Here is a 20,238-nt window from a genome sequence, read left to right on the forward strand (position 1 = left end):
GAGGCAAACCGCTTGGCGACCCCATTTTGGTACAACACAGCACTCCATTTATTAAAACCGTTTTATCGCTGGCGGATAAAAAGACGTGCAGAAAGTCTGGAATTATATCATCAGGAATGTCTGGAAAGATTTGGGCCGTTTGAAGATCCGAAGAATGTAAAAGCCATCTGGTTTCATGCTGTTTCAGTCGGGGAAACCAATGCTGCACAGCCACTCATTGAGCACTATCTCAAACTTGGCCAGCCAGTTTTAGTGACCAATACTACAAAAACAGGTCAAGCTCGTGCCAAGTCACTTTTTTTAAAAGAACCTTATCTAGATTTATTCCAAGCAGTTTATTTGCCTGTAGACCAAAAACCGCTTTTAAAACAATTTTTCGAGTCATACCAACCGAGACTTTTAGCACTAGTTGAAACCGAGCTTTGGCCAAATTTAATCGATCAAGCCAAGTTGCAGCATGTACCATGTTTATTACTTAATGCTCGCTTATCTGAAAAGTCAGCAAAAGGTTATAGCAAAGTCTCAGGTTTAACTGCTGGTATGTTAAAGCAAATCGATTGGGTATTAGCACAAGATAGTGCAACCCGTCAGCGTTATGTCGAGCTTGGTTTAGACGAGCATAAAAGTCAGGTCGTTGGAAATATTAAGTTTGATATTCATGCACCTGAGGCTTTTATTAAGCAAGCTGCCCAATTGCATCAGCAGTGGTATTTGGCAAATCGTCAGGTTGTGACGATTGCCAGTACACATGCACCCGAAGAACAACAAATTTTGGAGGCACTTGCACCTCATTTAAATTCAGATCGTGAGTTGGTATGTATAGTTGTACCGCGCCATCCTGAACGCTTCGATGAAGTATTTGAGGTTTGCCAAAATTTAAATTTAGTCACTCATCGAAGAAGCATGGGGCAGAGTATTCATGCCAGCACGCAGGTTTACTTGGCCGATAGCATGGGGGAGCTTTGGTTATGGTACGCCTTAAGTCAGGTGTGCTTTGTAGGCGGTTCTTTAAATGAGCCGGGTGGTGGACATAATATTTTAGAACCTATGGTTTTAAATGTACCTACAGTGGTTGGACCTCGTTATTTCAACTTTCAAACAATTGTTGATGAGTTCATTGATGAAAATGGCGTACTGATTGCTCAAGATGCACAGCAGGTCGTTGATATCTGGTTGGCTTGTCTGGCAGAACCTGAAGCCACTGAACAGTTAGTGGTACAGGCGCATAAAGTATTACAGCGTAACCAAGGTTCATTACAAAAACATATTGGGGTGATTAACCGGTATTTGGCCGAAAAACCATGAATATTGTTTTACTAGAACCTGAAGATACTCAGTCAGAAATCTGGTCGATTCATTCAAAGCGCCAATTACAACATTTACGTGAACATCTTGATATTACGGCTGGCCAAAATCTGAAAGTTGGTATTCGTAATGGCGCGCGTTATGTCACTGAAATTATTTCGATTAACGAGCAAGAAGTTTGTATACGACCTATTAGTGAAGAAGCTGTCCCTGCAAAAATTCCGGTTCATTTAATCGTAGCTTTACCAAGACCCAAAGTTTTACGCCGTTTAATCATGGACAGTGTGACTTTAGGGGTTGAAAGAATTAGTTTGATTCATAGTTATCGGGTAGATAAAAGCTATTGGCAAACTCCATTTTTGCAACAACTCGATAACTATGTGACTTTAGGGCTTGAGCAAGCAGGTGACACGATTGTTCCTGAAATTCACATGTACAAACGCTTTAAACCTTTTGTTGAAGACATTCTACCAAGCTTGATCTCGAAAGAAACACCAGCCTATGTGGCTCACCCTTATGCCGAGCAGAGCATGCCAGTTGATATTCCTCATGCTTGTAGTGTAGTCGTGGGTCCCGAGGGTGGCTTTATTCCCTATGAAGTTGATTTGCTCACAAAAAACGGCTGCCAAGCTGTGAGCTTAGGCAACCGTATTTTAAGAACTGAAACGTCTATTTCTTATATTTTAGGTCGTCTCTTTAGTTGATGCTTCAGAATTTAAAAGTGGCTGATTTGCGGCCATTTTTAATTCCTGAATTGGGTAAGGAATATTAATTCCGTTCGCATTAAAAGCTTGCTTGACCTGAGCTTGAATAGTGCTCGTAGATGACGAAATATCAGTTTCAGTTGTATCAACCCACCAGCGTACAGTCAGGTTAACCGAGAAATCTGCTAACGCTGTAACGTTAACCGAGAAGGCTGGCTGACTCAGTACATTTCGGTCATTATTAAGAATATCTAAAATAATCTGTTTGGCTTTTTGTTCGTCATCGTCATATCCAATTCCGACTACAAACTCACAGCGTCGTTGTTGATAAGCAGTATTTACAGTTAAAGCACTGGTATAAACAGTTGCGTTTGGAATAACAATGCGACGACCATCTGGCGAGCGTAAGAATGTTGCACGAATTTGAATATCTTCAACAGTTCCTTCAAGCGAATTCACTACAATCGAATCGCCAATGCGGAATGGTTCGCTTAATAAGATTAAGATGCCTGACAGTAAGTTTTGAAAGATATCTTTAAATGCAAAACCAATTGCGACCGAACCAATACCTAAGGCACTCATGAGTTGGCCCGGTGTGAACCCTGGAATCATAATGACGAGAGCAATTAAGAAACCAAAGAATAAAATTGTTGTACTGCCTACACGGTTTAAAACAAGTACCAGATTTTGGCGAGTATAAGAGCGGTTTTCTAAGGTTTTACGAACAAAGAACTTAAATAATTTGGTCAGTAGCCAAAAAATAATAAAAACGATAATCGCAATACATATATAAGGCACACGTTCCCAGAAGCTATCCACGATTTTGTCGATAGTGGTATAGGCATCATGATACTTTTCAGTATGGGCTAAAACCGTTTGAGTGGTTTTAGTGCCCGCTTCTTGCAAAAGTTCGCCTGTATTTTTTGCGACATCCGTTAAGGATTTTTGTTCATCAGCCACGGCAAGTCTCAATTAAAAAAATTTATGAAAGCGATTTTCGGCTTTCATCATAGTAGGAGATAAAATGTGCGCCTACTATAATGAGTTCATCTAAATAATAAAGTGTTTTTTAATTAAAAGTATTCCGTTCCTTTTTGTAAGATTTGTGTCGGTGTTTCTAAGGTATCAGTTCCTGAGAAATAATAAAAAATTCCTGCTGTTGAAATAAGGCTAATTAAAATAGCGAATAAAATAAGCCAAGCCATGAGTTTTTCTATAAACGTTGCTGGTCGAACAGGACCGTACTCGTTTGGACCTGCTGTACCTGAGGCAAGCAGTAAATAAATCATAAAAAAGAACTGAACAACTGGAATGAACAATAGCAATCCCATCCAACCACTCTTATTTAGATCGTGCAGGCGTCGAACAACGAGAACAATATTTAAATAAATCAGGAACAGCGAAAAAGCCCAGACTACCAAGGCACTGGTTCCAGAAAGAGAGCTATAAAATTCAAAATTAAATAAATTGCTTGAAAGCTGAAAACTTCCAAGAAATGAAGCCAAAATGAAATAGCCCAAGAGGGTGACTAAATAAATCAGTCCATAACCACCCAAATAACTCATGCGGTTAAAGCGACCATGAATTGAAAAAGGGCTGTCTTTAAATGGAAGTTGTGGTGGACGTGAAGAGGGTGTTTCGGCAAACATATTATTTTATTCCTGTGCTGCGTCTAAAAGTTAAAATAATCTTTGTTGATGGTCAAAACCATCAAAACTTAAAAAAATTATAAAAGTAATGCGAGGGTCTGTTTATATTTTATCTATGATTGCGACAGAGAATACTTTTTAGATGATGGTAGGCAGATATTATGAATATTTAGTTATTCTAAATGAGTAATATCTAACGACACAGCATCAAAAAGTATTTCTGTCCCAAAGGGTTGTAGCTAAAATTACCCAAAACTGCGTTATGAAATTTGACAATAGGGGCGCTATTTTCTGCATTTCATGCCTTGTTTCGTGAAATTTTAGCTTACAACGCAATTTATATATAAAGTATGAACAGACCCTATAGACAAATGTTTTAAATCAACTTAATTTTATAAAAATGTTCACAATTTCGTATGCTTGAGTAAGTGGTTGATATGTGACCAAAGTCGGATTGTCTAGGCTTTGAAAGAGTCATCATACTGAAAAGGCATACAAATAAGATCCAGTAAAATAATAGCCACAGTCTCGAGATGGGATGCACAAGATCAAGGAAGTTGCGTATGAATGAGATCTATCCAGTACCAGAGGAATTTAAAAAAACAGCTCGTACTGTTGAAGCAGACTACTTTAAACGTTATCAACACTCTATCGAGAACCCAGATGAATTCTGGGCAGAGCAAGCTAAAATTGTCGATTGGATAAAGCCATTTACCCAAGTTAAAAATACCAGTTTTGACAAAGACAATTTCAAGATTGAATGGTTTGCTGATGGTGAGTTGAATGTATCAGCAAACTGCTTGGACAGGCATCTTAAAGAACACCCTCATAAACCTGCAATTATTTGGGAAGGGGACCATCCTTCTCGTCATAAAATCGTTTCTTATAAAGAATTACACGATGAAGTCTGCCGCTTTGCCAACGTTTTAAAGAAATATGGCATTGGTAAAGGTGACCGCGTTGTACTGTATATGCCAATGGTGACAGAGGCTGCAATTGCCATGTTAGCCTGTGCTCGTATTGGTGCGGTGCACTGCGTGGTATTTGGTGGTTTTTCGCCAGACTCATTGGCAAGTCGTATTGAAGACAGCCAAGCTAAACTGGTGATTACCGCAGACTCAAGTCTACGTGCTGGCAAACTATTACCCCTCAAAGAAAATGTCGATTTGGCTTTAGCATTGCCGGGTACCGAGTGCGTTGAAAACGTAATTGTGGTTTACCGCAATGCAAACCCGATTGAAATGAAGCCGGGCCGTGATTTGTGGTATCACCTCATTATTATGGAGGTAGATGCAGACTGTCCTCCAGAACCAATGAAGGCAGAAGACCCTTTATTTATTCTCTATACCTCGGGCTCAACAGGAAAACCCAAAGGGGTATTGCATACCACAGGCGGTTATCTGGTTTATGTAACCAGTACCTTTAAAGAAGTTTTTGATTTAAAACAAGATGACGTGTACTGGTGTACAGCTGATATTGGCTGGATTACAGGGCATAGTTATCTGATTTATGGTCCGTTGGCAAATGGTACGACTACCTTAATGTTCGAAGGTGTACCTCAATATCCAACATGGGCACGTCTTGGTCATGTGGTCGATAAACACAAAGTCTCTATTCTCTATACAGCGCCAACTGCGATTCGTGCCATGATGCGAGAAGGTGATTCGTTTGTACGTGAAAGTAACCGTAGCAGCCTGCGTTTGTTAGGTTCAGTGGGTGAACCTATTAACCCTGAGGCTTGGAATTGGTACTACAACGTTGTTGGTGAAGGCCGCTGTCCAATTGTTGATACATGGTGGCAAACCGAAACAGGCGGTATTTTGATTGCCCCATTACCGGGTGCAACAGCATTAAAACCGGGTTCAGCAACACGTCCATTATTTGGTATTCAACCCGCCATTGTAGATGGTGAGGGTAATGAGCTAGAGGGTGCGGCTGAAGGTAATCTTGTAATTAAAGATTCATGGCCGGGCCAGATGCGTACCATTTGGGGTGACCCAGACCGCTTTATTGAGGCGTATTTCTCAACCTTTAAAAATACTTATTTTACAGGTGATGGTGCTCGCCGTGATGAAGATGGCTATTACTGGATTACAGGTCGTGTTGACGATGTCTTAAACGTTTCAGGTCACCGTTTAGGTACGGCTGAAATTGAAAGTGCTCTTGTTTCACATGAATCGGTGGCAGAAGCTGCGGTGGTGGGTATGCCGCATGATATTAAAGGGCAAGGTATTTGTACTTTTGTGACCTTACAGGCGGGTGTTCCAGAGTCGGAAGAACTGCGTAAAGAGTTAATTAACTGGGTACGTAAAGTGCTTGGTCCAGTGGCTTCACCCGATGCACTGCATTGGGCACCAGCATTACCGAAAACGCGTTCTGGTAAAATCATGCGCCGTATTTTAAGAAAGATTGCGGCCAATGAGCTGGATAGTTTAGGTGACACTTCAACTTTGGCTGAACCTGCTGTAGTAGATCAGTTAATTGCAACGGTTTATCCTGATAAGCAAAAATAATCTCTAAGAAAAGCCCCATTTGGGGCTTTTCTATTGAGCTCGATTAAGAGCTTGCTAAAAAGTCAGCAGTATTTTGTACATTCGCGAATGTACTCAGCGCAGTTAAAAAAGCTGTTTGTACGTCTTCTGCTTTTGCAGTCTTCCCAGCATAGCTTAAATCACGAGTTGCCGTTGCATCTGCAATTAAGATGGGTTGATAGCCCAGTTCTTTGGCTGCGCGTGTGCCTGAATCAATACACATGTGAGTCATCATGCCTGTAATCACGAGTTGCTCAATTTGATGTGCTTTTAAACGTTCATCTAAATTGGTTTCTAAAAAACTGTTTGGATAGTGCTTTGTTACGATTAATGAATCACTGCTAGCACTAAGTTCAGGGTGAAGTAAAACCCCATCTGTATTTTCTTGGAAGAAACTCGCTTGTGGTGGGTTAATATGTTGCACATAAATGATTGGCAAGTTTTTCTCGCTAAAATATTGTTCGAGTTGTTTTATTTTTTCTAGCGCTTTCTCTGGCTCAACTAATTCCATTTTGCCATTTTTAAAATAATCATTTTGTACATCGATAATTAATAGTGCTTGTTTCATGAGATCACTCTTGTTGATATGAGATAAAACAAGATTATTCTCTGCCAGTAAAATCGGCTATAGTCAGATGAAAGCATTACCGCCAGATTTCTTTCGCCATGAAAAATGAATATTGAATTAGACCCGATTGATCTAAAAATTATTGCATTGCTTAAACAGGATTCTCGACTAACCAATAAGGAAATTGGACAGCGAGTTCATCGGACAGGGCAGGCAGTGGGTGCTCGAATTGCTCAGTTAATGGATGCTGGTGTCATTAAAAATTACACGATTGCCGTGCAGTATTCACATAAACAATTTATTCATTTGCATTTAAATGAACAACGAGCATTTGAAGAAATTGAAAATTTGGTTAAGCAATACGAACAAATCGATGAATGCTTTAAAGTCATGGGCAATGCTTGTTATATGATTGTCAGTCATTTTGAACCTGCAGCATTAAATGAATTTATTGAGGTTCTTTCAAAATGGTGCCGATATTCGGTTGAAACAGTCGTTCGAGAAGTTGAGAAACCTTAAAAAAATAAAAGCTCCAAGCCGAGTCTTGGAGCCAATAAAACTTTATTTTAATTTGTTGTTTTTATTATCTTGCGCTGTTTTTAACTGGAGTTTTTTAGGCTGATTTCGCTTGGATTTCTACCTCCTTTTCCTGCTGAAGTTCTAACTGACGAACGAGCGGCAGCACTTTTTCTCCGAAATATTCCACCTCTTCAATAAAGTGTAAGAATCCGGAAAGTACCAAATCGACACCTACATTTTTAAGCGCCACAATACGCTCTGCAATTTGCTGAGGTGTACCAATTAAATTGGTTTTAAAGCCATCGTTATATTGCACTAAATCTTCAAAAGTTGATTTTGCCCAGTTACCTTGTTGCTCTGGAGAAGCTGCACCTGCTTCACGAGTTGCATCGCCAAACGCATTTACGGCTTCAGTGTTGGCTTTATCAATAATTTCTTGCAGTACCGCTTTTGCTTCTTCTTCGGTATCTCTAGCAATAATGAACGCATTTACACCAATTTTGACGTGATGGTTATTGGCTTTTGCTTTGGTACGAATGTCTTCTACTTGTTTTTGAATTTCTTCGACGGTATTGCCGTTAGTGAAATACCAGTCAGAAACGCGAGAAGCCATATCACGTGCAGCACGTGAGCTACCACCTTGGAAAACTTCAATGTAAGGCTTTTGCAAAGGTTTCGGTTTAAGCGTGTAGTTTTGGAACTGGTAGTATTTACCATCGAAACTATAGTTGTCGGTGGTCCAGATTCCTTTTAGCGTGCGAATAAATTCTTCAGAGCGGACATAACGTTCGTCATGCTCAGGCCACTCTTCACCAATGGCATCAAACTCGCCTCTGAACCAGCCACTTACCACGTTAATCGCAATACGGCCTTGAGTTAAATAGTCAATTGTAGCCAGCTGTTTAGCCGCAAGTGCCGGTTTCCAAGGGCCGGGCAGAATAGCCGCAATCACTTTAAGTTTTTCAGTTTTTGCAAGTAATGCATGACTGAAACTCACAGATTCATGCTGGTTTTCTGCCCCATAGCCCGCCGTAAAACGAATTTGAGTGAGCGCATATTCAAAACCATTGTTTTCAGCAGCCTGTGCAAGTCGAACATTGTAGTCATAACTCCAGTCTGTACGCTGTTCGATGTTACTCACTACAAGGCCACCGCTTACGTTTGGTACCCAATAAGCAAATTTAATTGGTTGTTGTAATTGCGTCATGGTGCGCTCTCCCCATTCGTTATTTTTATTTAGCCATGTTGAGCTTAGGCAACATGCGTTAATGATTTGCCAGACTTGTGATGCAAACGAGACTCTGCTGCATCAAGATTTGGTACAGCTGCTGAAGGTAATACTTCTTCTTGCTCAATTTGCTTGTTAATACCTAGCTCTTGATTCGCTTGCTGGGTCTTAGATTTGATCACCTCGGCACGTTTACCTTTTGCTGGAGCCCATTCTAAAATTGGTAATGCACGCGCTACTGCTAGGGTGATACGGTCAGCTAATTGCTCACTTTTCACTGTATATTCAGAGGTAAAGTCACGATCTGTCGCGTATACACCAATTGGCAAAGTTTGTGCTTGGAAGAAGCTAAACAATGGGCGGAGTTGGTGCTCGAGTACGAGTGCATGACGATCACTACCACCTGATGCAGCTAAAAGTACAGGCACATCAACTAATGCTGTTTGTTCAACAAAGTCGAAAAAGTGTTTGAAAAGACCTGTAAAAGAGGCGCGATAAACAGGAGTACCTACAATTAGGGCATCTGCTGCTTCAACTGCTGCAAGGTCATCTTGTACACGCTGTGGAAGTTGGTTGCGATAAAATGCACCGCCTAATAATGGTCCAATTTCACTTAATTTAATAAAGTGAACTTTAATATCAATTGCTTCAGATAACTCATCAAGAATGGCCTGAACCAGACTTTCGGTTTTAGATGGGGTATTTAATCCACCAGAAACGGCAACAATATTTAAAGGTTTTGATGATGCGATACCAGTCATGATTTGGTTCCTAAGCCTAAAAAACAACATTGGACTTATTAATCAACAATGACGGCAAACTGTAAAATAACGAAATTGGTCAACCTTATCAGTTTTAAATATAAAACCTAAATAGTTGATTTTTATACTTTGTAATTTGTTTAAGTTTCTGTTTTTATTTCATATAATTATAGTTGATATATTTTTTATAATAAAAAGTAAGCTTATATAAAAAACAGATTAATTTTGATTAAAAGGTAAAAACATCTGAAAATTGAGGCTAAGTTCAGCATTTATCAACATTTTGCATAAAAATGGATAAGATGAGCATATCTTTCATCTAAATAGTAGGGTTACAATAGGCCATACTTATGCTCAAGATTACTTTAATCGCTTATGAATATTTTAATCGTTGATGATCATCCTTTGTTTCGTCATGCTTTAATTCAAGCAGTACGTTATAGCCTGCCACAGGCACAAATTCATGAAACAGCTTCGGTTGATGAGTTTTATGAGCGTTTGGAAAATGGGGCAGAACCTGATCTGGTATTACTCGATTTAAATTTACCGGGTGCTTCAGGCTTTTCGGCTCTGGTCTATGTAAGAGCACAATATCCAGCTATTCCTATTATTGTGGTTTCTGCACACGAAGAAGCTTCAATTATTCAACGTGCGATTGCACATGGTGCAATGGGTTATATTCCTAAATCGGCTCATCCAAGTCATATTGGTGAAGCGATTCGTCAAGTTCTAGATGGCGAAATCTGGTTACCACCAAACCTACCATCAAATATTAATCTTGACTCGCGAGCGGCAGATGAAACTGCTTTGGCTGAACGTATTCAGTCTTTAACGCCTCAGCAATTCCGTGTTTTGATGATGGTTGCAGAAGGTTTGTTAAATAAACAAATCGCTTATGAGCTCGATGTTTCAGAAGCCACCATTAAAGCGCATGTAACTGCCATTTTTAGAAAATTAGGTGTGCAAAATCGTACCCAGGCTGTATTGGCAATTAGTGCATTAAATATTGAAGATAAGAAAATCTAAAAATAAAAAAAGACCTCAATTGAGGTCTTTTTTATATGTTCCACTTAGGCAAGGCAATCTTGCTTTGGTGTTAGGCTGTCGCAGTACAGTGGGTTAAGCGCACATTGCAAATCATCAATTTGTTCTTGAGTCACATAGCCTTTGCTTTTTAAATATTCAGCCACACGGTCATCACGTAAGCTTAAGAAAGCTGCATCATAAACACCTAAATCAACAAACAGAGCAGCTGTTTCCAGACTGTTGAAGCGATCAAGGAAAATGTCATTGCCATACATTAAGAAGATATGGTCGAGTTTTGCTTTTTCATCTACATGCAAACGTTCAGCAAGTTGATGCGGAGGTGTCTTAATAAAGAGCAAGTCAGAAAGCTCATCAAACTGAGTCATATCTAACTGGTTTTCGCCAAGTTTGACATGACCTAGCCAAGCTTTGAAAACTAAAACAGCGCCACCACGGAGTAGCATGCTCCAGATTTGATGGCGTGTGTCGTGATCAAGATTTTCACTTTCAGCAGTAAGGACTTTTAAGAAGTTCTCTTCTTGTTGCGCTAACTTGTCGAATAAGCCCAAGCCTTGTGGATGATAAGCAGCAGGTGCAAATACATCAAAATTTAGATCGTGAAATACATTAAGCGCGAGAGGTACAGCACACTGATAAATTGTGTTAAGTGCTTTGATATGTGCTTCGCTTAGTTTGCTATGTGGAAAAATACTCTGCCAATCTAATTCTGGAAGTAAGGCATTGGCACTGTATTGGCGATAAAATTGTTGAGACGAAAGTTGCCCTTGCGGGTTGTTATCAGAAATATTCATGGCAGTGGTCCTTTGCGTTAATTCATGAGCAGGGGGCGATAAGGCAAAATAAATTTTCAGACAAATAAAATGCGTTTTGAATATTTATGTGTCATGCAGAAAGCAAGTAGAATACGACTAAAGTCGTATATGGTGGTTTTTAGTAAATAAATAATTATAAAAACAATGTCTTATGAAATTGTAACTAGGTGTACACGTGTTCACTTACAAAAAAGGTGGGCTTTGCCATAGAAAAAGAGTCTTTGGAAATTTTGGTCAATACTTTATTGGGTAAAAGTAGACTTTTTGAGCAGTTCTGCCTATTGGCTTAAATTTAGCCAAACGTTTTTGCCAAGAATCGCTCCCAAACCTATGAAAGGTTGAGGAGCGAAAAAAGATTAGTCTGCTGTGCTGGCAATTTTAAGCCCAGATAACCAAGCTCTTAATGAGGCAGGTTTAAGTGGTTTTTTAAGTAAAACAATATTCAGCTCTTTGAGTTGCTGTGGTAATTCTGGGTGAGAATCTGCTGTAATTAAAGCCACTGGAACATCTTCTTGACGATTTTGATTAATAAAATCAACGCCTAGCTGGTTGTTATTCAAGTGTTGGTCAATGAGCCAAACCTGAATATTTTCTTTTTGAATAATTTCTAAAGCCTGCTCAGGTTCGGTAGCTTTGAACACCTGATAACCCCATCGACCTAATAAACTACTCATACCCTCTAAAATAGTTTCATCGTTGTCTAAGCATAAAATACGGTACGCTTTGGTTTTTAAAGGCACTGCTTGTACAGTCGGAGTTGCAACTTTTGGTGGCTCGACAATAGGCACCTCAATCATAAAGCATGAGCCTTTGCCCAACTCTGAGTACACATGAACTGGGTAATTTAGCAAACCTGTCATACGTTGGACGATGGCAAGCCCTAACCCTAAACCTTGTTCACCCCAAGGTGACAAATGTCCACAACGTTCAAATTCTTGGAAAAGCTTAATTCGTTGTTCTTCAGCAATACCTGGTCCGGTATCCCAAACGCCAATTCGAATATGATTCGGCTGTTGTGCGGAACGGAGTACACCAACCACCACTCGACCTTTGGCGGTATAGCGTAAAGCATTGCTGACAAAGTTTTGAATAATACGACGAATCCACTGTGGGTCGGTATCAATCCAGAACGACACATCATGAACTTTTAGTGAGATATTTCGCTGAGCAGCGATCGACTTAAACTGTAGTTCGAGATCGCTTAATAAATCGTGTAGAGGATAAGGCTGTCTTTTCGGTTGGATACTGCCGCCTTCTAAACGAGCGATATCGAGTAGGGCAGACAGCATACTTTCGGCACCATAGAGTGCTCGGTCAAGTTGTTGTAAAGTTTGACGGTCTTCTTCTGTCGAAATACTTTGCTCAAGAACAGTACTAAACAGACGAGCAGCGTGCATAGGCTGTAATAAATCGTGACTTGCCGCGGCAATAAATCGACTTTTTGACATATTGGCCATATCGGCTTGTTCACGTGCAAGCTGTTGTTCTGTTAAGGCATCGGCAAGCTGTTGAGTTCGATCCTTTACACGAGCTTCAAGGACTGCTTCGTTCGCACGGAAAGCGGTAATATCAGCAAATGTTGTCACAAAGCCACCGCCTGAAATTGGGTTGCCTCGCATTTGAATCACACGGCCATCTTTACGAATACGTTCAAATTCGTGGGCGCTTCCGACTTTCATCCAGTGTAAGCGTTTACGAACATGTTCTTCGACTGAACCGGGACCACATTCACCGCGTTCAGCGTTATAACGAATCAGGTCGGCAATTGGGCAGCCGACATAAACTAAGTCTTTTGGATAGCCAAACAATTTTAAATATTGATTGTTCCACGCGACCAGACACATATTTTTATCAACCACACTTACCCCTTGGGTCATGTGGTCAATCATGGTCATAAGTAGGTTCTGATTAAAACGTTGCCACTGTGATGCTTGGTCTAAAATATTAGCGACTTGACCCAAAGCAAGGCCGTTATTAATCATTGCTGTGGTCAGCAATGTACGTGCAGAAGCGGCACCGATAATACCTGCCAGATATTGCTCGGTAAAACGCCACCACATGCCGTTGGCAATACTATTCGGGTTAAGGGTGAGGTGGTTTTGCTCACAAAAGTTTTCGAACGCTTGCGTAGTGGGTTGTTCACCTGTAATTCTTTTGGCTAAGGCAAATAAATCACCTACTTTTAAGCGAGCTGCATCATGGGGGAGGTAGGTTAAATCGGTAGATGTATGCGGTGAAGGTAGAGGCTTGGTTTCATAATAAAAAAAGCTTTCTGCCTGAATTTGTTCGGCTACACTTGGACGGTAAAGTTTAGAAATCCAGATATATAAAAGAATATTTAAACCGAGTGACCAAATCACACCGTGTGTTAAAGGTGCAAATGACTCAAAACCAAATAAAGACTCTGGACGTAAGGCATTAATGCCAAAAGGACCAAAAAGCAAAATACTTTGAGCAGCATCCTGATAGGCTTCAGGCAAGCTACGTAAAATCGTTGGAAATAGTAAAGTATAACTCCACATTAAAAATCCAATGATGAGTCCTGCATAAACACCTTGGCGGCTTCCACCTCGCCAATACAATCCCCCAATCAGTGCAGGTGCAAATTGAGCAACCGCACTAAAAGCCAGTAAACCAAATACTGAAAGTTGGTTAATATCATTAAAAAAATGGAAGAATAAAAAGCCGAGTAGCATCACTGCAACAATACTGATACGACGGCTAAACTTCAAAACTTTAGGTAAATGTTTGTCGTGACGTGACAGCAACTTAAAACGCCATAGGGCTGGCATAATCAGGTCGTTACTGAGCATAATAGATAATGCTACTGATGACACCAGTAACATACCTGTTGATGCAGAGAACCCGCCCAAAAAGGCCAGTAAGGCCAGCCACTCTTGGTTATAACTTAAAGGCAAGGACAGTACAGCCACATCGGGCACAGTTAGGAACTTTGGTGCGGCATGCAAAGCCCAACTTGCGATTGGAATAATCGCAAGAATAGTCAAAATGAGATAAACCGCGAACCACTTACGGGCACCGCGAATGTGTTTTTCATCGCGTAGTTCGACTACCGCCACGTGGAACTGACGTGGTAAACAAATAATGGCTAAGCCAGCCAGTAAGGTTTGAATCCAGAAGGTTTCAGGCACACCAAAGAGCTGTACTTCTTGAAAAGTCTGGTTCACATCAGAGGTCATTTGGCTGAGGTTAGCTGGCGATTCAAAAATAAAAAATAAAGCCACACAAAGTAAGGCAAATAACTTCACGAACGACTCAAATGCAACCGCCAGCATGAGTCCGCCGTGTTGCTCCGTGTTTGCGATCTGCCTTGTACCAAAAATCATGGCTAAAATCGCAAGCACACTGGTGAGCAATAACACGCTGTTAGTCGTCGTATGAATATGCGAGCTTTGCTCCATAATGACAGAGGTACTTAAAGCAATCGCACGGAGCTGTAAGGCGAGATAGGGAATAATCGCAATAACGGCAAGAATAGTCACCAAGGATGCGAGTACACCACTTTTACCATAGCGTGCTGCGACGAAGTCAGCGATTGACGAAATCGCATGATGCTGGCGAACTCGACCTAAACGCCGCCAGATATCATAGCCAAACCAGACAAATAAAAGTGGACCTAAATAAATAGGTAAAAAGATAACGCCTTCACGTACGGCAGCGCCGGTTGCACCATAAAATGTCCATGAAGAACAGTAGACACCTAAAGTTAAACTAAATAAAAACATGCGGCCACGTGTGCCGAGACGACTGGCATGCTTCTCACCAAAAAAAGCACAGACAAATAAAAGCGCAATATAAAGAGTGAGAACCCCAATAATCAGCCAGCTGTTCATATGACCTACATAAGTGAAACCTTGTGTCTATCATAACCTATGCCGAAACAAAGCTATAAATTGATTAAATTTTAACGACCAAAGTCTAAGTTACGACTAAGCTGGAATCTTGCTAACTTTAATTATGAAAAAATACATTAAAAAAAAGTGACCAAGGTTGGGCACTATGTAAGGAGTTTGGTTATGGATCAAAGCCAAGTGGAACAGATTCTACGTAATCCAAAGTTTCAAAAAATGGTCAAGACAAAAAGTGCATTAAGCTGGACCCTCACCATCATCATGTTAGTTCTCTACGTGGGCTTTATGCTACTTGTAGGCTACAACAAAGAATTTTTGATGAGTTCATTTAGTGGCGGTGTAACAACATGGGGGATCCCTCTCGGAATAGGAATTATCATTTTATCTTTCGTACTTTGTGGCGTGTATTCCTACATCGCGAATAACACCCTTGATCAGTTGAGTGAAGAAGCGTTGAAGGAAGTCGAAGCCATCACGCACGAGAAAGGATTACACTAATATGAAATGGAATTCATTAAAAGCGAAAGCCTTACTGGCTGCAGCATCGTTATATTCAACTGTTGCTATGGCTGGCCCAGATTTAGGTGAAGCAGAGCAACAAGCAACCAACTGGCATGCCATTATCATGTTTGTCATCTTTGTTGGTTTCACATTGTTTATTACTAAATGGGCTGCAAAACAAACTCAATCAGCACAAGACTTCTATACGGCTGGTGGTGGAATTAGTGGTTTCCAAAACGGTTTGGCCATTGCGGGTGACTTTATGTCAGCGGCGTCATTCCTTGGTATTTCCGCAATGGTATTTAGCTCAGGTTTTGATGGCTTGCTCTATTCACTCGGATTCATGGTAGGTTGGCCAATCGTTTTATTCTTGGTAGCAGAGCGTTTACGTAACCTCGGTAAATATAACCTTTCCGATGTCGTGTCATTCCGTCTTGAAGAAAAACCGGTTCGTACTCTAGCTGCTTTTAGCTCGCTTGTTGTTGTCGCGTTTTACTTGATTGCGCAAATGGTGGGTGCAGGTCAGCTCATCAAATTACTATTTGGTTTGAACTACAACATCGCTGTAGTCATCGTTGGTCTATTAATGATGGCCTATGTAATTTTTGGTGGCATGTTGGCAACCACATGGGTACAAATCATTAAAGCGGTGATGTTACTGAGCGGTGCAACCTTCATGGCATTCATGGTAATGAAAGCGGTTGGTTTTAGCTTCAGCAACATGTTTACTCAATCTATTGAAGTGTTTAGTAAAGTTCATAATATCAGCCTTGAAGACGCTTCAAAAATTATGGGGCCAGGTAAACTTGCTGCAAACCCAATTGATGCTTTATCTCTTGGTTTAGCACTCATGTTTGGTACAGCTGGTCTTCCACATATTCTTATGCGTTTCTTCACTGTAAAAGACGCAAAAGAAGCACGTAAGTCGGTTGTTGTAGCAACAGGTTTTATTGGTTACTTTTACCTTTTAACTTTCATTATTGGTTTCGGTGCGATCTTGTTCGTATCAAACAACCCGCAGTTCCTTGATGTTGCAAAAATGGCAGTATCAGGCAAGCTTGAGCTGGTTGGTGGTAACAACATGGCGGCTGTGCATTTAAGTGATGCTTTAGGCGGTGACTTGTTCATGGGCTTCATTTCAGCAGTAGCGTTCGCAACGATTCTTGCTGTTGTTGCTGGTTTAACACTTTCAGGTGCATCTGCAATTTCACACGACTTATACGCTAACGTATTTAAGAAAGGTCAAACAACTCCAGCTTCTGAACTTCGTATGTCAAAAATCGCGACACTTGGTTTAGCAGTTTTTGCCATGATTTTGGGTATTTTGTTTGAAAAGCAAAACGTAGCATTCATGGTAGGTTTAGCATTCTCCGTAGCGTGTTGTGCAAACTTCCCAGTACTTGTTCTTTCAATGTTCTGGAAAGGTTTAACTACACGTGGTGCAGTAATTGGTGGTGTGGTTGGCTTGGTTACAGCGGTTGTACTGATCATCTTGTCTAAAGCAGTTTGGGTTGATACTTTAAAAATCTCTGATACACCAATTAACCCGTTTAACGGCCCTGCATTATTTGCGATGCCATTGTCTTTCCTTTGCTGCTGGTTCTTCTCAGTGACTGACAACTCAGCACGTGCGAAAAAAGAACGCGCTTCTTTCGATGCACAATATGTACGTTCAATGACAGGTATTGGTGCTTCTGGCGCATCAGACCACTAATCAAAATGTATTGAACATCTCAAAAAAAGCCCTACGGGGCTTTTTTGTTTCTCTTGTATGGCTTACTCAAAAGAAGCTCCTTAATAAAGAACAACTTGTTTATCCTATTTTTTGTACAGTATGATTTTCTATAATTCAAAACATAAAGAAAAAATGGAAAATAATTAAATGCGATCTATCATCGAGTTTTGGGCAGGTTTTCGATTGTTGCCTTCGGCATGGTTGCTGTTTGTGCAGTTCATTTTACTTATTCTGGCCATGCTGACTTTTGATAATGAGGCGTATAGAACCTTCACTTGGGCATTGGGAGTTCTCGCTTTACTCATTATTGCTAAGGTTATTCGTCAGACCCCCATGTTCACTTTTCTGGGCCTTACATTTGTAAGTGGGGCAATTGTATCTTCAGTTTTTATTTTATTAGGCTACAGCAATTTAACGATCCAGATTTTTGCCCATAGTTGTGAAGCGTTAGCTTACTTTTCGGCAGCTTATGGTTTATTCCGTTATATGTTTGCCGACCGATATCTAACACGGGATGAACTGTTTGCAGCAGCAGCTGTTTTTACCTTAATCGCTTGGGGCTTTGCATTTTTATACAACATTTGTCAGCTACTCATTCCTAATAGCTTCCAAAATCCAAACCATGTCCATCACATACAAACTTGGCTAGATTTACTGTTTTTAAGCTTTAGTTTGCAGTCAGCAACAGGGCTGTCTGATCTCATGCCTCTTAGCCCACCAGCACGTGTTTTAGCAATGCTACAAATGTTTTGTGGCGTTATGTACTTGGCATTAATTGTTACGCGTTTGATCGCTTTACAGTACATCTCACACGCACCTAAAAAGAATTCTGATAAATAAAGAAGGAGGTGTTGAGTTTATTTACACCTTTGTAACTGCAATATTATTTAAGTTTACTTAAAGTATTATCGGCTTTCTCTATTGAAAGATATAACTTTGTTCATTCCTGAATGTCTTTATTGGCTTTAAGCCTGTCATTTTCATTAAAATAATATGGAGGATTTATGCCTTCCAAACAAACGAGTTGGTTCGCAAATGTTAATCCCAATGTCTTTTTGGGTACGGTCATTATTATTGCTTTATTCCTAGCAGTTGTTGTGATCGCTCCGAGTTCTTTTGAACTTCTCACGCAGCAGTTAAAACAGTGGATCACTGATTCATTTAGCTGGTTTTATGTTTTATCGGTTGCTTTCTTTCTTATACTACTGATTTATATTGCCTGTTCTTCGATAGGTCGGATTAAATTAGGCCCTGACCATAGTCAGCCCGAATACAGTAACGGGTCATGGTTTGCCATGTTGTTTACTGCGGGTATGGGTATTGGCCTAATGTTCTTTGGTGTTGCTGAACCTGTCATGCACTATGTCAATCCACCAAGTGGAGATGCACAGACCATTGATGCAGCCCAACAAGCTCTACGTGTGACCTTTTTCCACTGGGGCTTACATGCATGGGCAATTTATGCTGTGGTCGGTTTAGCACTAGCTTATTTTGCTTATCGTCATAATTTGCCTCTAAAGACCCGTTCAGCTCTTTATCCACTCATTGGTAAAAAGATTTATGGGCCATGGGGTGATAGCATCGATATATTTGCGACCATTGGTACGGTATTTGGTGTAGCGACTTCTCTCGGATTTGGTGTCACCCAGATTAACTCTGGTTTACATTATTTATTTGGTGTCGAGCAAAGTACCAATATCCAAGTTTTGCTCATTATTTTTGTGAGCATTTTAGCTTCATTATCTGTGTTCTTAGGCCTAGATAAAGGGGTCAAACGCTTATCAGAACTAAACTTAGTTTTAGCTTTAATATTATTAGTATTTGTCTTCATTGCTGGCCCTAGTATTTATTTACTCCAGACCACTATTCAAAACACAGGACAATATATCTCTAACCTTTTTACTATGACATTCAATTTATATGCTTATCAGCCAAATGGATGGATTGGGGGGTGGACCATTTTATATTGGGCTTGGTGGATTTCATGGTCGCCATTTGTGGGCATGTTTATCGCGAGGGTTTCACGTGGTCGTACCATTCGAGAGTTTATTGTAGGCGTTCTACTTATCCCGACAGGCTTTACCATTATCTGGATGGGCTTTTTAGGAAATGCTGCGCTATTTAGCATTATCCATGAACATCAAACCACTCTCATTCAGGCTGTTCAGCAAGACTCATCAGTTGCACTGTTTGAATTCTTAGGGCACCTGCCATGGTCAGGTGTTATGAACATTCTGGCTACTATTTTAGTGGTTTTATTCTTTGTGACTTCAGCGGACTCTGGAGCACTCGTTACTGACTACTTAACTGCAAAAACTGAAAATTCACCTACTTGGCAGCGCCTGTTCTGGACAGTGCTTATGGCGGTGCTGGCTATTATTTTACTCTTGGTTGGCGGTCTTGCTGCACTTCAGTCTTCCATCATTATGAGTGCGTTGCCGTTTACTGTAGTCATGCTCTTGATGAGTTGGGGGTTAATAAAAGCTTTGCATCTTGATGTTACAAAAATGCAAGCAATTCAGGAAGCTCGCATTACTCCACGTGCTATTCATAACCCTAGAAGTTGGCAACAACGTCTTGGTTTAATCATGCACTATCCTCATAGCGAAGAAGAGGTTAAGCAATATATTGAAAAGCAGGTTTCACGTGCTTTTGAAAATATTCAGCATGAGTTTAAACGCCGTCATCTTGAGGTTTCGATTAGTGAAGTTGAGGACGGTATGCAACTTCGAGTCGATCATCACCATGAAATTAATTTTATTTATAAAGTTGTTTCACGTGAAACAGTGCCACCAAGTTTTTTAATTGGGCGTACTGAAGCCGAAGATGGTCAGTATTTCCAAGCTGAGGTGTTTTTGAGAGAGGGTGGACAAAACTATGATGTAATGGACTGGACGCAGGAAGATTTAATTCAGGACATTATTGACCAGTATGAACGTCATTTACATTTCTTAAATATCGTACGTAGTTAAAAGCCATAAAAAAAGGACTCGATTGAGTCCTTTT

General features: G+C 40.4%; 16 protein-coding genes. 9 read left to right on the forward strand and 7 right to left on the reverse strand.

Annotated features, from left to right (window positions below):
• Window positions 1–12: 12 nt before the first annotated feature.
• Both ACIF8R_RS07170 and ACIF8R_RS07175 read left to right on the forward strand, forming a co-directional pair.
• Entirely contained in the window at window positions 13–1,305 is a 1,293-nt protein-coding gene (locus ACIF8R_RS07170) for a 3-deoxy-D-manno-octulosonic acid transferase (RefSeq protein ID WP_396463022.1), read from the forward strand.
• Complete coding sequence (locus ACIF8R_RS07175; RefSeq protein ID WP_396479936.1) at window positions 1,302–2,009, forward strand: 16S rRNA (uracil(1498)-N(3))-methyltransferase; 708 nt, start codon at window positions 1,302–1,304, stop codon at window positions 2,007–2,009. The genes ACIF8R_RS07170 and ACIF8R_RS07175 overlap by 4 nt, the downstream gene beginning before the upstream one ends.
• On the opposite strand, the gene ACIF8R_RS07180 is transcribed toward ACIF8R_RS07175, so the two are convergent.
• Window positions 1,989–2,969 carry a mechanosensitive ion channel family protein gene (locus tag ACIF8R_RS07180; RefSeq protein WP_111855199.1) on the reverse strand — a complete coding sequence of 327 codons (981 nt, stop codon included), beginning with the start codon at window positions 2,967–2,969 and terminating at the stop codon, window positions 1,989–1,991. The two genes, ACIF8R_RS07175 and ACIF8R_RS07180, sit on opposite strands and share 21 nt — an antisense overlap.
• A gap of 113 nt (window positions 2,970–3,082) precedes the next feature.
• Window positions 3,083–3,658, reverse strand: a complete 576-nt coding sequence (locus ACIF8R_RS07185; protein WP_396479939.1) for a DUF805 domain-containing protein — start codon at window positions 3,656–3,658, stop codon at window positions 3,083–3,085.
• 563 nt (window positions 3,659–4,221) lie between these two features.
• Here ACIF8R_RS07185 and acs point away from each other — a divergent pair.
• Window positions 4,222–6,171, forward strand: coding sequence for an acetate--CoA ligase (gene acs, locus ACIF8R_RS07190; RefSeq protein WP_396479941.1), 1,950 nt, complete (start codon window positions 4,222–4,224; stop codon window positions 6,169–6,171).
• 43 nt (window positions 6,172–6,214) lie between these two features.
• Here the strand turns inward: acs and ACIF8R_RS07195 are convergent, their stop codons facing one another.
• Entirely contained in the window at window positions 6,215–6,757 is a 543-nt protein-coding gene (locus ACIF8R_RS07195; protein WP_396479943.1) for a cysteine hydrolase family protein, read from the reverse strand.
• Window positions 6,758–6,862: 105 nt separating this feature from the next.
• Between ACIF8R_RS07195 and ACIF8R_RS07200 the strand changes: the two genes are divergently transcribed.
• Window positions 6,863–7,276 (forward strand): Lrp/AsnC family transcriptional regulator, encoded by a 414-nt coding sequence (locus ACIF8R_RS07200; protein WP_396479945.1) that lies wholly within the window; start codon window positions 6,863–6,865, stop codon window positions 7,274–7,276.
• Between the two features lie 94 nt (window positions 7,277–7,370).
• Here ACIF8R_RS07200 and sfnG read toward each other — a convergent pair whose 3' ends face one another.
• Window positions 7,371–8,483: a dimethylsulfone monooxygenase SfnG gene (sfnG, locus tag ACIF8R_RS07205; RefSeq protein WP_396479947.1), complete on the reverse strand. Its 1,113-nt coding sequence runs from the start codon at window positions 8,481–8,483 to the stop codon at window positions 7,371–7,373.
• A 44-nt stretch (window positions 8,484–8,527) separates the two neighbouring features.
• Window positions 8,528–9,265 (reverse strand): FMN reductase, encoded by a 738-nt coding sequence (gene msuE, locus ACIF8R_RS07210; RefSeq protein ID WP_396479949.1) that lies wholly within the window; start codon window positions 9,263–9,265, stop codon window positions 8,528–8,530.
• A 375-nt stretch (window positions 9,266–9,640) separates the two neighbouring features.
• Here msuE and ACIF8R_RS07215 point away from each other — a divergent pair, with 375 nt between their 5' ends.
• A complete protein-coding gene (locus ACIF8R_RS07215; protein WP_396479951.1) occupies window positions 9,641–10,291 on the forward strand; it encodes a response regulator in 651 nt (216 codons plus the stop codon).
• Between the two features lie 44 nt (window positions 10,292–10,335).
• Here ACIF8R_RS07215 and ACIF8R_RS07220 read toward each other — a convergent pair whose 3' ends face one another.
• Both ACIF8R_RS07220 and ACIF8R_RS07225 read right to left on the reverse strand, forming a co-directional pair.
• Window positions 10,336–11,103, reverse strand: a complete 768-nt coding sequence (locus ACIF8R_RS07220; protein ID WP_209045261.1) for a hypothetical protein — start codon at window positions 11,101–11,103, stop codon at window positions 10,336–10,338.
• Between the two features lie 377 nt (window positions 11,104–11,480).
• Window positions 11,481–14,978 carry a PAS domain-containing hybrid sensor histidine kinase/response regulator gene (locus ACIF8R_RS07225; RefSeq protein ID WP_031955591.1) on the reverse strand — a complete coding sequence of 1,166 codons (3,498 nt, stop codon included), beginning with the start codon at window positions 14,976–14,978 and terminating at the stop codon, window positions 11,481–11,483.
• A gap of 183 nt (window positions 14,979–15,161) precedes the next feature.
• Between ACIF8R_RS07225 and ACIF8R_RS07230 the strand changes: the two genes are divergently transcribed.
• The 4 genes from ACIF8R_RS07230 to ACIF8R_RS07245 all read left to right on the forward strand — a co-directional run bounded on the left by ACIF8R_RS07230 (window position 15,162) and on the right by ACIF8R_RS07245 (window position 20,204).
• Window positions 15,162–15,494 (forward strand): DUF485 domain-containing protein, encoded by a 333-nt coding sequence (locus ACIF8R_RS07230; protein WP_396479953.1) that lies wholly within the window; start codon window positions 15,162–15,164, stop codon window positions 15,492–15,494.
• Between the two features lies 1 nt (window position 15,495).
• Entirely contained in the window at window positions 15,496–17,211 is a 1,716-nt protein-coding gene (locus ACIF8R_RS07235; RefSeq protein WP_396479955.1) for a cation acetate symporter, read from the forward strand.
• Window positions 17,212–17,379: 168 nt separating this feature from the next.
• Window positions 17,380–18,072, forward strand: coding sequence for an ion channel (locus ACIF8R_RS07240; protein ID WP_311069932.1), 693 nt, complete (start codon window positions 17,380–17,382; stop codon window positions 18,070–18,072).
• A 164-nt stretch (window positions 18,073–18,236) separates the two neighbouring features.
• The gene (locus ACIF8R_RS07245; protein WP_396479957.1) at window positions 18,237–20,204 is read left to right on the forward strand and encodes a BCCT family transporter; all 1,968 of its coding nucleotides are present in this window, start codon (window positions 18,237–18,239) and stop codon (window positions 20,202–20,204) included.
• Window positions 20,205–20,238: the final 34 nt, after the last annotated feature.

Source organism: Acinetobacter sp. ABJ_C4_1, assembly GCF_044538495.1.
Taxonomy (GTDB): Bacteria; Pseudomonadota; Gammaproteobacteria; order Pseudomonadales; family Moraxellaceae; genus Acinetobacter; species Acinetobacter nosocomialis_A.

Bases quoted from the DNA above. Each gene is read 5' to 3' on its own strand.
- ACIF8R_RS07220 (WP_209045261.1), bottom strand. From the start codon at position 11,103: ATGAATATTTCTGATAACAACCCGCAAGGGCAACTTTCGTCTCAACAA.
- sfnG (WP_396479947.1), bottom strand. From the start codon at position 8,483: ATGACGCAATTACAACAACCAATTAAATTTGCTTATTGGGTACCAAAC.
- ACIF8R_RS07200 (WP_396479945.1), top strand. From the start codon at position 6,863: ATGAATATTGAATTAGACCCGATTGATCTAAAAATTATTGCATTGCTT.
- ACIF8R_RS07175 (WP_396479936.1), top strand. From the start codon at position 1,302: ATGAATATTGTTTTACTAGAACCTGAAGATACTCAGTCAGAAATCTGG.
- ACIF8R_RS07235 (WP_396479955.1), top strand. From the start codon at position 15,496: ATGAAATGGAATTCATTAAAAGCGAAAGCCTTACTGGCTGCAGCATCG.
- msuE (WP_396479949.1), bottom strand. From the start codon at position 9,265: ATGACTGGTATCGCATCATCAAAACCTTTAAATATTGTTGCCGTTTCT.
- ACIF8R_RS07215 (WP_396479951.1), top strand. From the start codon at position 9,641: ATGAATATTTTAATCGTTGATGATCATCCTTTGTTTCGTCATGCTTTA.
- ACIF8R_RS07195 (WP_396479943.1), bottom strand. From the start codon at position 6,757: ATGAAACAAGCACTATTAATTATCGATGTACAAAATGATTATTTTAAA.
- ACIF8R_RS07240 (WP_311069932.1), top strand. From the start codon at position 17,380: ATGCGATCTATCATCGAGTTTTGGGCAGGTTTTCGATTGTTGCCTTCG.
- ACIF8R_RS07245 (WP_396479957.1), top strand. From the start codon at position 18,237: ATGCCTTCCAAACAAACGAGTTGGTTCGCAAATGTTAATCCCAATGTC.
- ACIF8R_RS07185 (WP_396479939.1), bottom strand. From the start codon at position 3,658: ATGTTTGCCGAAACACCCTCTTCACGTCCACCACAACTTCCATTTAAA.
- acs (WP_396479941.1), top strand. From the start codon at position 4,222: ATGAATGAGATCTATCCAGTACCAGAGGAATTTAAAAAAACAGCTCGT.
- ACIF8R_RS07230 (WP_396479953.1), top strand. From the start codon at position 15,162: ATGGATCAAAGCCAAGTGGAACAGATTCTACGTAATCCAAAGTTTCAA.
- ACIF8R_RS07225 (WP_031955591.1), bottom strand. From the start codon at position 14,978: ATGAACAGCTGGCTGATTATTGGGGTTCTCACTCTTTATATTGCGCTT.